Genomic DNA, 16,156 nt, shown 5'->3' on the forward strand with positions numbered 1-16,156 from the left:
CATTACAGATGGCGTTTCGCCTTTATTTGGTTTTCATCATGCGCATAACCCATTGGCCTTTCGAAAGGTCGGTGCAGTGCGAATAAGTTACGTAAAGCTGTCCGTCGAGCACATATTGGAATGCGCAGGCGTCGTTTTTGTAAAGCACGGGGTTGTTGGTTACGCGTTGGTAGCCACGGTCTACCTCCTTAGACGAGAAAGCATTTGTAACCCATTTGGTGTGGGTATCATCGCTAAACTCCTCTACGAGCAGGTAATATGTTCCGCCATGGTAGGCTACGGATGGTGCGGCTAAGGTTTTGTTGGATGTAACCACTTCGTAACTCTTTTGCTGTGGCAGGTCGGCCACACGTTTGCTTTTCTTTACCATCACGTTCCAACGTGGGTTGGTCTTCGCCCTTTCGGTACCATTATAATAGAAAAGGTAGAAAAAGCCGTCGTTCTTATTAAAGTAAATAAAGGGGTTTTGGTTTTGTTGCCCATCGGCATAAGGCACCACTACGCGCTTGTTATCAAAGTCGATGCCGTTCTCGCTCTCGGCCATCACAACGCGACTATCCTTATTTGGGCCCTTATACTCGGCATAAAACATGTAGAACTTGCCGTCACTCATCACCACAGTGGGCCATCGGCAGTTGGCTGCAATTATGGGATTAGCCTCGTATTTCACCCAATCGGTGAGGTTATTGCTGCGCACCAGTCCCGCCTTACGGAAGTGCACGTCGTTTTCGTAATGGTCGAGGCCATAGTAGCCCCAATACTTGTAGCCGTCTTTGTTGGCTTCAACCACCGAGAAAGTGTGCACAGTGCCAGCGTCCCAACCACATTTGTCGCCTTGGATAACGAGCTGGTCGTCTACGGCTTGGGGATAAACCTTGCTTTGGGCCTTAGCCCCAACCGTGACCACGGCAAGTGAAGCCACAGCCAAAAACATTTTCATTGTTCTCATTTCTTATCGTTGTTTTTATGTTAAATGCAATTCTTTCATCCTTGCATCTCGCACACAACCACCCCTGAGAACAGTTGGAGGGCCTCACACCATGAATACGTCGATTTCGTTTTCGTTCAATTGCTGGAACTCTTCTTCACTTAGGTGCTTGGTGGTGATAAGCTTGTCGATGGCGCTTAGAGGCGAAATAACGCCCAAACTGCGCCTACCGAACTTGGAAGCGTCTACTAAAAGAAACACTTCGCCTGCCGATTCCATCATCACCCGACTTGTTTTGGCCTCATTGATGTCGGGCGTGGTTAGCCCGATGTTCATGTCTACGCCGTCGACACCCATGAAAAGCTTGTCGGCCGACACTTTTCTGAGCGTGTCATCAGCCAATGGGCCCACCATTGTAGCGGCCATCTTGAGCAGATTTCCACCCACAACGATAACCTCTACATTAGTATCGCTCAGGTCGCTAGCAATATTTAGGGCGTTGGTGATAACCACAAGGCGCTTAAAGTTGCGTAGTTCTTTGGCCAAAAGACTGGTTGTAGACCCCGAATCGAGGATGATGGTGTCGCCTTCGGCCACAAAAGTGGCGGCTTTACGCACAATCCTGATTTTCTCTTCGAGGTTAATCTTCTCCTTCTCGTTAAGTGCCTGACCTGGATAAAGCCTGTTTACCTTCACCGCTCCACCGTGGGTGCGCTTCAATAAACCACGTTTTTCTAGCAACAAGAGGTCTTTTCGCAGTGTCACGGGCGTGGCATTGAGTTCGTCTACCAAGTCTTTCGTAACAATTCTACCCTCTCGTTCCAGCTTCTCGGCAATCGTCCGCAGTCGTTCTTCCTGAAAAACGATGTTGTCTGCCTGTGTGTTATGCTGTTCCATAATTCGATGATATGATATTGTTCTACCTCACAAAGATACACAATTTGGTTTGTTTTTGCTTCGGATTTGTTGTTTTTGTTTTCGTTTTCGGCTGCTACACGGTCATGTGAGGGCCAACTCCAACTGTTCTTCTGCAATGTTTGTGGGGTGTGGTTGTTGTGCAAGATGTCAAAGAACGCATGTCGTTTACAAGTCCTTCTGTGCCCATTTGGCACGATAACTTTCAACGATTGCGGTGTTATCGTTTGGATTTAGAGATTATTTCTTTCGCTTGAAGCTCCATCCCCAGCCTTCTCCCGATCCGGGATCAGAGGTTGGCGCCTTCTGCATTTGCCAAAGAACAAGTTCGTCTTCGGTAAGTTTCATTATCCGATATACGCCCGTAGCCGTTGCGGCAGCCTGCGTACAGCTTGCGGCATGGTCTAGGATGTAGGGATTTTTCACTGTTAGCGTGCGCTTTTCAACATCTAACACGAACGTGCCTTTTACGCCAGCGTCGCCCGCCACATGATGATAGGTGTAGTTAACGCCACCATTGAGATCGAAAACCATTTCTCCCTTGATGTCGGGCGTTATCCTATCGCACTGTCCCCAGCTAGACGATGGCATCCAGTTGTTGGGATAATTCACCAAGTCGCCTGTGGTTTGATAGCAATAATCAGGCTTTCCTGTCTGCGTATCGGTGTTATACACCCATGTCGCACCCTTTCCTCCACCAGTCAGTTCTTTCCAAAGCGGTTTCTCTGCCATAGTGGGGTCGGCCGAAGTGATGGTGTATGTCGTATCGGCGCTAACCTCTTGCGCCCCTTCTCCATAGATGGTAACGCTCACGTTGTAGTTTCCTGGCAGCGGGTAATAAGCCGTTGCGGTGTCGCGGCCAGGTGCAATAACCTGTCCGTTACCCATATCCCAGCTATAAATAAAGCCGTTGTCGGCCCATGCCTTGAAAACGGGATTGTAGGGGTCGCTATCGTTTATCGTTATACGCGGGTTCGAGGGGCCTGGCCCCATCTTCCCCGTTTTACTTTCTTGTGGTTCGCAAGCGGCGAAGCATATCGCAGCCACCGCAAGAGCGAATATACTATGTTTGGCATTCATTGTCGTATGTGTTGTTTGGTTGGATTAATGTATTTTTTAACCTCACCCTCGCCCCCTCTTCAAAGGGGAAACGAGGAGTGAAGTGAAAGGGTGAAAAGGTGGAAAGTTGAAAGGATGAAAGTGTGAAAAGGTAAAAAATAGCTAACGCAACTAAGCATCTGGCTTAACTCCTTAACAGCCTTACTACTTTACTCCTTACTCCTTTACTACTCACTAGAAAGCTTCTGGCTTAACTCCTTAACTCCATAACTCCTTAACTCCTGCCCCTAATATGGGTTCTGTGTAAGGTTCGGATTCAATCCTATTTCCGATTGCGGTATGGGCAGATAGCGTTTGTTGTCGGTATAGCCTTCTATCAAGTTGCCACGCCCTGTTCGAACGAGGTCCCAATAGCGATGACTCTCCATAGCCAACTCAACGCGTCGCTCATGATAAACGGCTTTCAAGGGGTCGCTCTTATAAGGACTTTCGCCCAATCCCACACGTTTTCTCACGGCATTAAGTGGCGTTTGCCAATCGCTACCATTGTGCGCAGCCGCTTCGGCTTGCCAAAGTAGCACGTCGGCATAACGTATCACCCGCACGTTAAGACTTGCCGCATCTTCCATAGACGGACGCTGACTCTTGGGCAACGTACCTTTACGACGACAATAGCCCACAGCTGGCGCATCGGGATTATGCACGGGGTCGTAGTTGGTGTAAATGGTTTCCTCGTCATCAGTACCCTTCCACAGCACATCGCCATGCTTAATGATGGTCCATTCACGACGTGGATCGCCTGCTTCGAACTCATCATAAAGGTTCTGCGTTGGCTGATCGAAACCCCATCCGCCGTTGCGGTCGTCGCGCGAGCGTTGGTATATCTCAATCATACTACCCTCGTTCTCGTCGCCCCATTGCGTCATGTTGAAGTCTTTAAGCTGAATATCGAACACAGACTCTACGCCATTGTCGGTAGCGATGGTAAAGAGGTCGCCGTAATTGGGCTGTAAACTATAATCGCCCGATGCTACAATCTCCTTAGCTAAGGCTTCGGCTTCCTTCCATTTCTCTTGCCAGATGTAGCATTTGGTGAGGAAAGCGGCAGCCGCACCCCATGTCGCGCGACCCAAATCCTCTGCGGGCTGGTCTTTCTTATGGGGCAATTCTTGCATGGCAGCCTTGAAATCGTCCTCCAAAAAAGCCCAACAAGCCTCCATCGAGGCCCTTCCGCCCTTGTATTCGGATGGTTCCAGCAGATGGTCTACCAACGGAACGGGGCCGAAAACCTTCATTAGGCAGAAGTGATAATAAGCTCTCATAAAGCGGGCTTCGGCTATGAAGCGGCGTTGTGCTGCCTCGCTGATGTTGGTATTTCCCTTAACGCCTTGGATAACGCGGTTGGCGCGGTTGATGCCTTCATATTGTTGTTGCCACGCCGTTGATAGTTGTTCCATCTCGGGCGAGGCACGGAAGTGCTCGATGTCGTACATCTCGGGCTGGTCGCTATCTCCGCCGCCGCCTTTTATTGCGTCGTCGGAGGCCACATCACCAATGGCCCACTCTAAATATTGTATGTAACCCATCCAGCCAGCAGGGTCGTATGCCCCCACAAGCGTGCTTTTGGCCGCGCTCTCGTTAGCAAAGAACGTATTTTGGTCGATGCTAGGCACTGGCGTATCGAGAAAACCTTCGGGGTCGCAAGCTGCAAAGCCCATTGCCATCGGCATCATTATATATATAAGGTATCGCTTCATTTTCGTTGCGGTTTAGGTTATTGTGTAATATAATGGATGTAAAAGGGAGGCTGAACCGCGGTTTAGAACGATACCTCCAACCCCACAGAGTACAGTCGGGGTGTAGGATAATAACCGCGGTCCACGCCAATATCGAGAGGATCTTCTCCGCCCCGCATGCCTATTTCGGGGTCAAGTCCTGTATATTTGGTAAACGTATATAGGTTCTGAGCATTGAGATACACCCGCGCCTTGGTAAGTTTGGCCTTGCGCACCAAAGCTGCTGGCAGCTCGTAGCCCACTTGCAGCATCTTTATACGCAGGTAAGAACCGTCTTCCAGATAGCGATCGCTTTGCAAGATAGAGTTGTTGCTGTCTGTTCCACCCATACGTGGGTAGCGTGCGTCGTTCTGCGTGCCTTCGCCATGCCAGCGATTAACCATGTCGCGCGAAAAGTTATAGCTCAAGTTACCCGTAGAAAGGCTGTAAGTCGACGGACCATTGTACAGCTTATTGCCGTAAACGCCTTGTAGAAGTAGGCTTAGGTCGAATCCTTTATACGATAAGCTGCCGTTGAGCGAGTAAGAGAACTTGGGCAGCGGACTTCCTAAATAGGTGTAGTTTTCTGGTGCCATCAGGTCGTCTTTATTAACGGTCTTGTAGCGAACATCGCCTGGAGCCACGTTCTTTTGTGCCGTTTGGGCATTCACTTCATCCCAGTTTTGGAACAGTCCATCGGTCTTTAGACCATAGAATTGTGCCATAGGCTTGCCCACGATGGTACGTGTAAGGTACACCGAGTTCATGAAATGCGCCCCTTCGATATAGGCATCAGCGCCCAGATCTAACACGCGGTTAGAGATGGTGGTGAAGTTAGCCCCCACCGAGTAACCCAGGGGATGGTCGTAGTTGCGATATTGCAACGACAGTTCTAATCCGCGGTTGCGCATTTTACCTGCATTTTGGAATGGCGGTTCAGCAATTCCCACCTGTCCAGGTACAGGAACGCGCAGCAACATGTCGCTCGTGGTTTTGTCGAACACTTCAATTGTACCCGACAACTTACCGTCTAGCACGGCGAAATCAAGTCCAAGGTTGGCCGTTGTCGACGTTTCCCACTTCAATTCGCTGTTACCCGTGCTGTTAAAGCTAAATCCTGGCATCAGCTTTCCACCAAACACGTAGTTAGAACCCGCTGATGCAAACGTGGCATACGAGTAGGCGTCTACGCTACCCTCGTTACCTATCTGTCCCCAGCCAGCACGCAGCTTCAAGTTGTTAAACACTTTCTGGTCTTTCATAAAGGGTTCTTCGGTTATTCGCCATCCTGCCGATACTGAGGGGAAAACACCCCAGCGGTGTCCGCGTAAGAATTTCGACGAACCATCTAGCCTCATGTTGGCCGTAAAGAGGTAACGCTCCAGGTAGTTGTAATTTATTCGCGCCATACCCGACAACAATTTGTGTTGCGTAGTTATGCCCTTGGCGGCTGCCGCTGCGTCTTTGTTGCGCGCGTTGTTGATAAACATCACCGAGGGATCGTTACTGGGCACGTTCTTTACCGATGCTTGTAAACTCTTATACGTAACGGCGTAGCTCTCGCAGCCTATCATGGCTTGCAAGGCGTGATCGCCCAGATGCGTATCGTAGGTAAGCGTGTTGGTAAATTGGCGCATATAGGTGCTATATGTAGAGTTGGTTATGCTGTTTTCCTTGGCATTTTGCTGTGCCGCGAACACGTAGTACACGGGCGTATAGTTAGCGTACTCGTTGTTTGAGTACTCGGTAGAATAGGTTGAACGCCACTTAAGTCCCTTGAAGAACGAAACTTCGGCGTAAACATTGGCTAGTACCCGATAGACAAGGTTTTCGGGATTGTTATATTCGATAGTGGCTACGGGGTTGTGAATGTCGCTAAATGTCGACTTGGTAAAGCTGCCGTCTTCGTTGCGCACGGGTGTTATCGGGTCGCGAGTATAGGTCGTCATCATCGGACTCGTCCACTCGTCGTTCTCCAATGTACCGTTTTGGCGGGTGCGCACCAGCGTGATATTTTCGCCAAGCGTTAGCCAATCGTTGGCCTTAAACTCGCCATTGGCACGCAGCGTAACGCGGTCGAAGGCCGTCTTCATCATCAATCCGTCTTGCGAAAAGCCGTTCAGACTGAGGTAATAGTTAGCTTTGTCGGTGCCACCTTGTACAGATAGGTCGGCATTCTTTACGGGTGCGTTCTTGTGTAGTATGGCATCGAAATAGTCTACTGTGGGAAGCGAGCGCACGTCTTCAAAAAGTGGCACCTGTCCCAAGGCTGCCTGCATCTCGTTACGCAACATTCCCCACGTGGGACCATCGCAAACGTTGTTCTTACGCCATACGTTTTGTATGCCATAATAGGCCGAAAGGTTGATGGTAGCTTTGCCTTGCGAGCCGCGTTTAGTGGTTATAATCACCACGCCGTTAGCTCCGCGCGCGCCATAGATGGCTGTTGCCGAAGCGTCTTTTAGCACTTGCACGCTCTCAATGTCGGAAGTGTTGAGGAAATTGATATCTCCCACCATCATTCCGTCTACCACGAAGAGCGGATCAGAATCGTTTAGCGTGCCAATTCCACGCACGCGAACGGTTATTCCCGAACCAGGCGAACCCGAAAAGCTAGTTACGTCTACACCTGCCACTTGTCCTTGCAAGGCGTGGGCCAAGGTAGATGCCGACAGCTTGTTCACCTCTTTCATGTCGACCACCGAAATGGCGCCCGTCACGTCTTTCTTCTTCTGCGTTCCGTAGCCCACCACAACCACTTCGCCAACGGCATTTGCCGTTTCGCTCATTGTTACGGTGATGTTTTGTTTGCCAGCTACGTTCACGCTTTGTGAGGCATAACCCACATACGAAAACAGCAAAACGTTGTCTGTTCGTGCCAATCGCAACGAGAAATTACCATTGACATCAGTGGTTGTTCCTGCTCCGCTGCCTTTCGCCAGCACCGTAACGCCCTGTAAGGCCTCATTGGTGGCAGCGTCGATAACCGAGCCCACGATTGTTCTTTCGCCCGTTTGCTGCGCCTGCAAGCACAAGGGCGAGAGCAGCAGTGCAAGAAGCACCGCGAGATAAAACCCTTTTCCTCTCATAACGGTCATGTTATTAAGTTATGTTTCCCCATTGCTGGGGATGAAGTTTGATTATTGTCATTGCCTTGTAGCCGTGGGTAGGAAACGTAGGTAAATGCGCGTTGCGTTTTTTCCGTTTATAGGTTATACATGTCATGCGGTTTGTCCATGGCGTCCTACGATAGGCCTTGTGGCAGGTTAAAAGCTTATGTCGGCCGTATCCGACATCGCTTTAACTGATTGTTTATGATGCAAAGATAAGCAAAAAGAAAGCAAACGAAAGCATAAGTACACTATTTAGTTTATAGTTTTAATATTATTTAATACATAAAGCCTGTATAAATCGTCCTTAAAATTTAACAACCAGAACGCCAAAGGCTGTGTAACAGCGTATTTATCAGCAACCAAATGACAGAAGGCTAAGATTTATCCGTTTCACGAAACACGCAGATTACGTGCATAAGAACATGGTTTACGCAAAGCGAGAAAAGAAAACCACCCTGGACGATCGCTGCATCATGCTCTCATTAGCTAGCGAAGTGGGTATCTACCGCACAAAATTCCCAGCCTATATAAAGATGAACGCGTGCACGCGCGTGTAAGAACATGCCAAGAAACCGTTTCTTCTTTCAGGTAGGTTGCAAGCAACAAGCAAAGCAACAACAAGGCCACTCTCCCCCACCCGACCTGAAAACACTTTGTCAATACCACCTAACCACGAAACGCAAAACCACCTTTCAAAATGCCGTTTTTATGCTATTGAATTACCATTTTACACTGCATGTGGCATTCCAGCTAAGCTGGACGCCTGTTCCATATCATCTGGAACGGGGTTCCATCTTAACTGGAACAGGATTCCAGATGACATGGAACAGGCGTACATCTTAGCGATAACAAAGTGTTTTACGTAAAAGCATGCTGCAAAGGCATGTTTGTGGCTCTCCAAATGGTGATGTTTTAGAATTCTAAAACAAAAAGAACAAATCGAAGGCGATTAAAGATAAGGGCTAAAACACACACGTGCGCCAATGGCAATCCGAAATCCAGCCCACACAATCGTCTGCTATTTCGAACCACCAAACTTACATCATACAAAAGCGAAAGCCACATCTTTACCGCAATTGGGGCAAGACATGGCTTTCGCTTATTGTGATTATTGCACGTTGTTTCCGATACAACGCACGTCGTTGAATGATGCTAGAAGGCGTAACCTACGCCTACCATCAGGGCATCTACACCATAATCGGCAAAGGCATGGTGGTAGGCCACGTTGAGCTTAAAGCCCGACAACTCGCCACCAGCACCGAAAGTGAGGGCATTAGAACCCTTGTCGGCGTACTGATAACCCACTCGGGCAGAGAGCATACGGTTGTAGCTGTACTCCAGACCACCAGAAAGCAAGGTTTCGCTAGCATCTTTCGGGGTGAAATAACGACACGAAAGGGCGTAGGTAAGGGCGTGTTGCGGGGCGAAATTCACGGCCCAGTCTCCACCAACCACTACCGAAGTGGGCAGACTTTGGGGTATACCCGTATCGTTGAACTTCACCGACTTACCGAAATCCATCAGTCGCGCGCCAACGGTTAACGTAGTGGGCACGGCTGGGCAGATGTTAAACGCCTTCTGATAGGCTGCACCTGCGGAGAAAGCCAAGGCGTTAGCACTGGTTGCAGCATAACTTCGGGCGTAGGTGGCAGTGGCATACACGGCCACTTCGGGTGTTACAGCGAACGAATAACCTAAGTCTATGGCCATATCGTAGGGTGAAACCTTATCCGGTTCGCCCACTGCATTCACCGAGGGAACCGTTAATCCGCCAAGGTAACGCACGCCTGCCATCAATGCCGAACGATTGGCGAAGCGATAACCCGTGGCAAAGTTGTATTGCATCAGTCGGCCATCGTCGGTCTTAGGCTGCGCTTCGGCAGACAGGTCGGCCACAAAACGCTTTTCGCCAAAAGAAAGGGCGGCGGGGTTAGAGTAAATATGCATTTGATTGGCATTGCCTAGCAGGGCACCGCCCATGGCTGCGCTGCGTGCATCGGGCGTGGCTTCTAGCACAGGGAGTATGCGACTTTGCGCCGTGGCGTTCATCGCAAGGCTTGCGCCAAGGACGAGGAGTGCCATTGATATCTTGTTCATAGCGTGCTGTTTATTTCTTGATGAAGGTGTGTTTGCTTGTTATGCGCTCGGTTTTGAGCAGCAGATAATAGGTGCCAGGGGCAAGTCGGTCGATGCCCAAGGTTATTTCGCGCGTGCGACTGTCGGGCGTTAAGGTCTCATCGATAAGCTTTTGGCCACGCAGAGAGGTAACGATAACCTGCACCTTACCCACTCCACTGCGCATAAGTGCCTTGATATAGCTGTGCGCGGGTATGGGATAGATGGTGTGCACATCAGGTGCGTTCTTGTCGGTTACACGCACCTGAACGGTTGTTGTGGTGCGTTTGCCACCGTCGATGGCCGTGAGGGTTATCGTGGCCGTGCCTTTTTTGCCAGGGGTTAGCGTTAGTTGCGTGCCCGTTACTGTGGCTTTCACCACCGCATCGTTGCTAGATGTGGCCGAGAATTGCATCTCGCCACCGCTCATAGATGTAAAGGCGTTGGCCAAATTGATTTGTGTGGCCTCGCCCTGCTCGAACAACGACACGTCGCCAAGCGTGTTTGCGGGCTTTGGAGCTGTGTGCGAAACCACCTTATAGGCGAATTTCTGCACGGTTTTACCGCCAAGTTGGTCGGTAAGTGTCACATCGAAGCCATACGAGCCTACAGAACCAACCTTTATAAAGAGGTCTAAGGCGTTGCCTACACGTTTCATTTCAACGCCGCTTGGCAGCGCCGTGGTGGTGTAGGTCCATGTGTGGCCGTCTTCATCGGTTACGGGTAGCACCTGATGGTAGTAAGGTTGGGTGTCGAGTAGGCGCAACGTGTCGGTCATTGCACCGCCAAGTACGGGCGCATGGTTAAGGCGCGTCTTGAAGTTTGCCGTTACATCGGCCGAAGTATTGTTGAAACGGTCGCGCGCCGACATCTTTACCACATAGTCTACATCGGTATCTAGCCCCGTAAACTCTTGCTCCAGCTCGGTGCCAACAGGCTTATCGTACGAATAACGGGTAAAGCTTTGCTCGGCTTTGCTCATGTCGGCCTTCTTATATAGGTGTATATCGTAGGCAAATGCCGTGTGTTGTGGGTTCAGCGCATCGGCATCGGCGGTTACCTTCCACGTTATACGAGCATCGTAATAACCACGAGTAGCATCCGTTGAATAGTCGGTTACGGTCACCTGGGGTGCGTCGGGTTTCTGCGTTTCTGGGTCGGATAGGGCGAAATCGGCATCGATAAAGCCCACACCCATTTTGCCTGCGAGGTTGGCATCGGTTTTAACGGCGTAGGGACTAGTGGCCTTTACAGCCCCGAGTATGCGTCGGCGAAGGTCTTCGTTGGTGAAGTTGGGGTTGGTTTTACCGAACTTCGACACAATCAACGCGGCAATACCCGACACGTGGGGCGCAGCCATCGACGTGCCTTGGGCGTATGCATAGTTGCCATCGTTGGGCAGAATGAAGTCGGTATTGGGTGTAGAGCCAGTTTTAGACTGGGCGAAATTCTTAGGCACAGTGCTTAATACGCCCCTCATTACTTCTCCCGTCTCGGTGGTTCCACCAGGTGCAAGGATGTCAACCCATGGTCCTTTGTTCATGTAATCGGTGGGAATGCCCATGCTGTTGGTAGCTCCCACGGCCACCACGCGGGGATATGAGGCAGGTATCATTTCGATATCGTACTGCGAATCGTTACCCGATGCGAAGATAACAAGGCCACCTTTCATGTAAGATCCAGGCTTTTTGTTGCCCTGAGGGTCGCATCCTGCATAGTCGGTAAAGTAGTTAATGCCCTCTTTAAGCAAGTCGAACTGCTTCTTGAAGATAGCTTGGAAGTTCTCGTTGTTGAGATATTTCTTGCGGTCGAAGGCATATCCCCACGAGCAGTTACATACGGAAGCACCGTTTTCGGCAGCAAACTCGAAAGCCTTAACGATGTAGGCGGTAGAGGCGGTTTCGTTGTAGCCGTCGCGTCCGTATATTTCGCAGCTCATCAATCGTACGCCCGAATTGTTGTCGCCATTACCTCCTGCCACACCACTAACGCCAACGCCGTTGTTGTTTCGTGCGGCAATGGTTCCGGCCACGTGCGTTCCGTGTCCGCCTGCGACGATCACGTTGGGGCTGCCCTTACCGCTTTCGGCAGCGTAGAAGTTACGTCCATGTATTTTCTCACCCGTCTTCGAGTCGACACCTTGCCATGCCGAGGCAGCCAAGTCTTCGTGTTCGAAGTCGATACCCGAGTCCATTACGGCCACAACCACATGGGGGTCGCCCGTCTCTTTTTGCCAAGCGGGGAACAGGTTTACGTCTGCACCCTCCTTAAACATGCCATACGAGGGGATAGTTGTTGTGTAATGCCACTGATATTTCAGGTATGGGTCGTTGAAGTTTAGGAATCCAGTGCCGTCGTTCGCAGCCCTTAGCCTGTTTTCGGGAATAGGTGCGCGGGTGGCAGAGGTGTACTTCACCTTGTTGGGCGAAATCTGCACGTTGCCGTGAGCCTTCTCGATGGCAGGGTCGCGAAGCAGTTCGTTGATCACCTCTTCAACGTTCTTGGTGCTGTCGAACTTCACGACGAACCAGCGGTCGAGGCCTCTTGCACGTTTCAAATCGGCATAATCGTTGGTCATGTCGAACACTTGCTCCACCTTTACGTCGGTGTTGTTGAACACCTTTGCACGTGTTACGCTCTGCGTTGCTGCGCGCGTGCTGGGGTTTACGCTAGCTTTCAGCTTGATAAAGGCCATACCTGGTTGCCAAGGAAAGGCATCGTCGGCCGTGGTTTGGGCTGCATTAGGGTTGTTTTGCGTGGATAGCAGGTCGTCGTTACAGGCCGAAAACATGCCTACCGCCAGCGTCATGCAAGCCGCCAGTGCATATATGTTTCTGAACTTTTTCATTGAATGGGATGTCTAAAGGTTGAGGGTTTTCTTGATGAGGTCAACATAATGCTTACTCTTATAGTAAGTGATGACCGTACGCGTTTGCTGCGGACGCATGTCGATGAGGTCGGCCTCGCCACGGAAGTAGGTAACAAAGCCGCTATTGTCGCCACGGAAGTAGCTGTAACCTTTCTCTTCGATGGCGTTTCTTGTGCTGGTTGGTAAGGTATAGGTGTACCATTCGTACACGCCAGGAGTGCCTTCCACCTCGCGATTATATAGCACTTCGCCACCCATATAGAACACTTGGCACGAGCCAACGGTACCACTGAGGTCGGCATCGGCCACCAAACCCGCATCGATATCTTCGGGTGTAACGCCTCGCCAGTTAAAGAAGTAAATCACATTGGCCAGTGAGCCCGCATCGTAGCTAGCGTTTTCGGGTACGAAAAGCAAGCGCGAGTACTTGCAACTCGGGTCTTCGGTGGTGGTAGTGATCTTTTCGCTGTTGAATTGGTTTTCGAAATCGGGCTTCATTCCTCGCTTCTTCTCGAACTCGATCACCTCTTTCAGCTTGAACGACTTGTTGTGCATGCGGTCGGAAATAAACACGGGGAAGCATGTAGCCTTGCCATTGCTGCCCACTTTCAATTCGTTCGAGCTCACAACATACTTCATGCAGGGGCTCTTGTAAATGCCACCAAACATCTTAAGGTTGTTGGGATCGTCGTAAACGTGCATCAATCGCGTTTGATTTTCCTCTTCGCAGTAGTACTGTGTTTCGGTTGCAACGCGCTGTTTATTACCCAACTTGAAGTTCTGTTGCCTCAACCAAGGGTCGTATGATTCTTTTTGGAATTCCTTCCCCTTAGGTGCTTTCAGCCAAGCACTTACTATTTGCTTGGTGTGATAATTGGGATAGTAGAATATACGAGGAGATTGCTCGCCAGGAGAATGGAACGCATAGTATACCTTATCCAAGTCTTCCTTGTACGGCAACAGAGAATCGATCTCGAATTTTCTATCTCGGCTGTTGTTTCTTTCGCCTTCCAGCTGGGTAACTCGTGCTAAATCAAACTTGTCGAGATCCCATACGGGTAGCTGAAATTGCACATATCCGTTTTGTGTTACGTTGAGCAAGAAGTGCTTATTGCCGTTAGATAGGAACAGCTTTTCGGTTCGACTGCTCTGCGCCCATGGACTATTGCGGTCGATGGAGGTAAGGGTTAGCCTCAACTTGCGTTGCTTTTGGTCGACTTCGTACGTGAGCCAGGTGTTCTTTTCCTTGTCTACCTGCTCCACACGCCAGTTATCCGAGTTGGAAATAACGTTCAACTCTACGGCCGTATGTGCTTCATGGTTGAAGATTGCCGTACCGTTGCTACCGTCTACAGAGATGAAAGGTGCTGTGCCAAACTGCGTAACCGTTACCGTTTGCTTACCGCTGGGCGTGGCCAGAACCACTTCGGCCTGGCGTTCATCGGCACCTTCGTTAGCCATAGCCGTTAGTTCGAGTGCCTGTCCCACTTTCTTTGCGGTGAGCCAAGCATCGTAAGAGCCCTTCTCCACTTGCCATTCATGGCCAAGTGTAGCAAAGCTTACCATCTTAGTTTCGCCCTCTTGCTTGAGGGTGAGCGTCTGCGTCTCGCCTTGAACGATGTCTTCTGTTCCGCCCAAGGTAAGATCTTTCTGGCATGCGCTTGCCAACGATGCCACGATGAGCAAAGCCCATATCTTTATATTCTTATACATAGCGTATTTGTTTTTTTGTTAACGTATGTCTCATTGCTTATCCCAACCAGGGTTTTGCTTAACGTTCGGGTTTATCTGCACTTCGTTATCGGGGAACGGCCACACAAACATCTTGTTGTCGGGTTGTATGTCTACCTTGTAGCCACCTGCGTAGAACGAGCCTGGAACTTGGTAATAGCCCTTTGCACCTTGGAACGTACGCTTGCGTACACCTCGTTTCCAACGACGCAAATCCCAAAGTCGGAAACCTTCGAAAGCCAGTTCGCGGGCGCGTTCGTTCTTTATTTCTTCGTAGAGATCTTCGCCTGTTAGGTTCGTGGTTGGTACACCACGCGATTGACGAAGCGTGTTAAGGTAGGTTTGGGCATCAGCAGTGTTACCCAATTTGTAGGCAGCCTCGGCCACGATGAGGTATTGTTCGGCTATGCGGAAAGGCTTGGGAGCCTGATTGCCATTAGGCACATAGCCACCCCAATGTGTGCTGGTGAGCGTGGCGTAGTTAGGGTTGCCCTTAAACTTAGACACTACATAGAGTTGGGTAGACACGTTCTTGTCGTTCACCGTGGTGTTTACAAACTCAAAATGAACCTGTGCGCGGTGGTCGGTTCCACTGGCGAAGAGGTCGTTAATCACTTCGCGCGTTGGCACATAGGGAGGTTTGTTGTAGTCGCCAACCTTATTTGACTGTTTGGATTCATCCCAATAGGTGGTCGTAGAGAGGTCGGCACCATAGAGCGAAGTAACCGTAGGCACTTCGTTTTCTTTGGCCACGTAGGGCTGCCATATCTGTTCGGTACCCTTATCGTAGAACCACATCTGCGCAAAAGCGTCTTCGCTGGGGGTTATTTTACCCTCGCTGTTCAGCTTCGAGGTATATGGCGCGATAAGCGGATAGGTGTTTCGGTCTACCAGTTGCTTAGCTTCTTGATAGGCTTTATCCATGTTGCCCATATATAGGTACACGCGTGCGCGAAGTGCTCGCACTGCATCGGCGTTTATTTCGGTGTTTCCTGGACTGGTAGGAACATCGGCCAACAGCGTTTCGGCTTCGTTCAAGTCGTCTAATATCTGTTTGTAGGTCTGCGCATTGGTGGCTCGAGCCGGTTTGTCTAACGATCCAGGCACTAGCGCCAACACCACTCCGAGGTCTTTTTCGGCCGTTGCAGGCTCATAAATCATGCCCCATCGCAAGGCCAAACTAAAATGATAGAAGGCCCGAGCAAAGTATGCGTTACCCAGATAATGGCGTTGCATGGGCTTTTCGGACTCGCTAACGGGCAACTGAGGCAACTTAGTTATCACCACGTTGGCATCTACAAGGGCCGAATAATACGAGTGATAGATTTCTTGTATCACGTTGCTTTCGGGCAAAATGGTCCATCCATGGAACTCGCCATAAAGGTTTCCGAAGGCCGCATGTGCGTTAAGCATGTCGGCTTGTGCCTCTTGGGGCAACACATAGCCACCTCCGAACTTGCCACGAAGGGTGGAATAGATGCCGTTATCCCATTTGGCAGCGTCTTGCATATTGTTAAACGAGACGCCATAGTCTATATAGTCGGCTGGTTCGCGGTCGAGATTGCACCCTTGGAGCATAGCTGCGAACGTAAACGCCCAGAATAATATCTTCGTTGTTTTCATATACGTGTTCATTATTTGTGTGTTGTTG

Annotated in this window: 10 protein-coding genes; 1 reads left to right on the top strand and 9 read right to left on the bottom strand. The window is 50.2% G+C overall.

The genetic code is table 11. The features are described 5' to 3' along the window. Positions 1-22 precede the first annotated feature (22 nt). The 5 genes from F453_RS0109755 to F453_RS0109775 all read right to left on the bottom strand — a co-directional run bounded on the left by F453_RS0109755 (position 23) and on the right by F453_RS0109775 (position 7,775). Positions 23-949, bottom strand: a complete 927-nt coding sequence (locus tag F453_RS0109755; RefSeq protein WP_026292540.1) for a glycoside hydrolase family protein — start codon at positions 947-949, stop codon at positions 23-25. An 84-nt stretch (positions 950-1,033) separates the two neighbouring features. Continuing rightward, positions 1,034-1,825, bottom strand: a complete 792-nt coding sequence (locus F453_RS0109760; protein ID WP_009237674.1) for a DeoR/GlpR family DNA-binding transcription regulator — start codon at positions 1,823-1,825, stop codon at positions 1,034-1,036. Between the two features lie 258 nt (positions 1,826-2,083). Continuing rightward, on the bottom strand, positions 2,084-2,923 hold the full coding sequence (locus F453_RS0109765) for a PKD domain-containing protein (RefSeq protein WP_018967859.1): 840 nt from the start codon (positions 2,921-2,923) through the stop codon (positions 2,084-2,086). 266 nt (positions 2,924-3,189) lie between these two features. Next, on the bottom strand, positions 3,190-4,659 hold the full coding sequence (locus F453_RS0109770) for a RagB/SusD family nutrient uptake outer membrane protein (RefSeq protein WP_018967860.1): 1,470 nt from the start codon (positions 4,657-4,659) through the stop codon (positions 3,190-3,192). 62 nt (positions 4,660-4,721) lie between these two features. Further along, positions 4,722-7,775, bottom strand: a complete 3,054-nt coding sequence (locus F453_RS0109775) for a SusC/RagA family TonB-linked outer membrane protein (protein ID WP_018967861.1) — start codon at positions 7,773-7,775, stop codon at positions 4,722-4,724. A gap of 437 nt (positions 7,776-8,212) precedes the next feature. On the opposite strand from F453_RS0109775, the gene F453_RS16450 reads away from it, so the two are divergent. Further along, a complete protein-coding gene (locus F453_RS16450) occupies positions 8,213-8,347 on the top strand; it encodes a hypothetical protein (RefSeq protein WP_018967862.1) in 135 nt (44 codons plus the stop codon). Between the two features lie 595 nt (positions 8,348-8,942). On the opposite strand, the gene F453_RS0109785 is transcribed toward F453_RS16450, so the two are convergent. From F453_RS0109785 to F453_RS0109800, 4 genes are read right to left on the bottom strand one after another with little or no spacing between them, the layout of a single operon-like run. After that, entirely contained in the window at positions 8,943-9,887 is a 945-nt protein-coding gene (locus F453_RS0109785) for a PorV/PorQ family protein (protein WP_025790015.1), read from the bottom strand. Positions 9,888-9,897: 10 nt separating this feature from the next. Then, positions 9,898-12,753 (bottom strand): S8 family serine peptidase, encoded by a 2,856-nt coding sequence (locus F453_RS0109790; protein ID WP_018967865.1) that lies wholly within the window; start codon positions 12,751-12,753, stop codon positions 9,898-9,900. 12 nt (positions 12,754-12,765) lie between these two features. Beyond that, positions 12,766-14,487, bottom strand: coding sequence for a BACON domain-containing protein (locus tag F453_RS0109795; RefSeq protein WP_018967866.1), 1,722 nt, complete (start codon positions 14,485-14,487; stop codon positions 12,766-12,768). 30 nt (positions 14,488-14,517) lie between these two features. Continuing rightward, entirely contained in the window at positions 14,518-16,140 is a 1,623-nt protein-coding gene (locus F453_RS0109800; protein WP_018967867.1) for a RagB/SusD family nutrient uptake outer membrane protein, read from the bottom strand. Positions 16,141-16,156: the final 16 nt, after the last annotated feature.

It is taken from the genome of Hoylesella loescheii DSM 19665 = JCM 12249 = ATCC 15930, from assembly GCF_000378085.1.
Lineage (GTDB): Bacteria > Bacteroidota > Bacteroidia > Bacteroidales > Bacteroidaceae > Prevotella > Prevotella loescheii.

What these genes read in the sequence shown, in the direction of transcription:
- F453_RS0109755 (WP_026292540.1), bottom strand. Translation starts at nt 949, where the DNA reads ATGAGAACAATGAAAATGTTTTTGGCTGTGGCTTCACTTGCCGTGGTC.
- F453_RS0109760 (WP_009237674.1), bottom strand. Translation starts at nt 1,825, where the DNA reads ATGGAACAGCATAACACACAGGCAGACAACATCGTTTTTCAGGAAGAA.
- F453_RS0109765 (WP_018967859.1), bottom strand. Translation starts at nt 2,923, where the DNA reads ATGAATGCCAAACATAGTATATTCGCTCTTGCGGTGGCTGCGATATGC.
- F453_RS0109770 (WP_018967860.1), bottom strand. Translation starts at nt 4,659, where the DNA reads ATGAAGCGATACCTTATATATATAATGATGCCGATGGCAATGGGCTTT.
- F453_RS0109775 (WP_018967861.1), bottom strand. Translation starts at nt 7,775, where the DNA reads ATGACCGTTATGAGAGGAAAAGGGTTTTATCTCGCGGTGCTTCTTGCA.
- F453_RS16450 (WP_018967862.1), top strand. Translation starts at nt 8,213, where the DNA reads ATGGTTTACGCAAAGCGAGAAAAGAAAACCACCCTGGACGATCGCTGC.
- F453_RS0109785 (WP_025790015.1), bottom strand. Translation starts at nt 9,887, where the DNA reads ATGAACAAGATATCAATGGCACTCCTCGTCCTTGGCGCAAGCCTTGCG.
- F453_RS0109790 (WP_018967865.1), bottom strand. Translation starts at nt 12,753, where the DNA reads ATGAAAAAGTTCAGAAACATATATGCACTGGCGGCTTGCATGACGCTG.
- F453_RS0109795 (WP_018967866.1), bottom strand. Translation starts at nt 14,487, where the DNA reads ATGTATAAGAATATAAAGATATGGGCTTTGCTCATCGTGGCATCGTTG.
- F453_RS0109800 (WP_018967867.1), bottom strand. Translation starts at nt 16,140, where the DNA reads ATGAACACGTATATGAAAACAACGAAGATATTATTCTGGGCGTTTACG.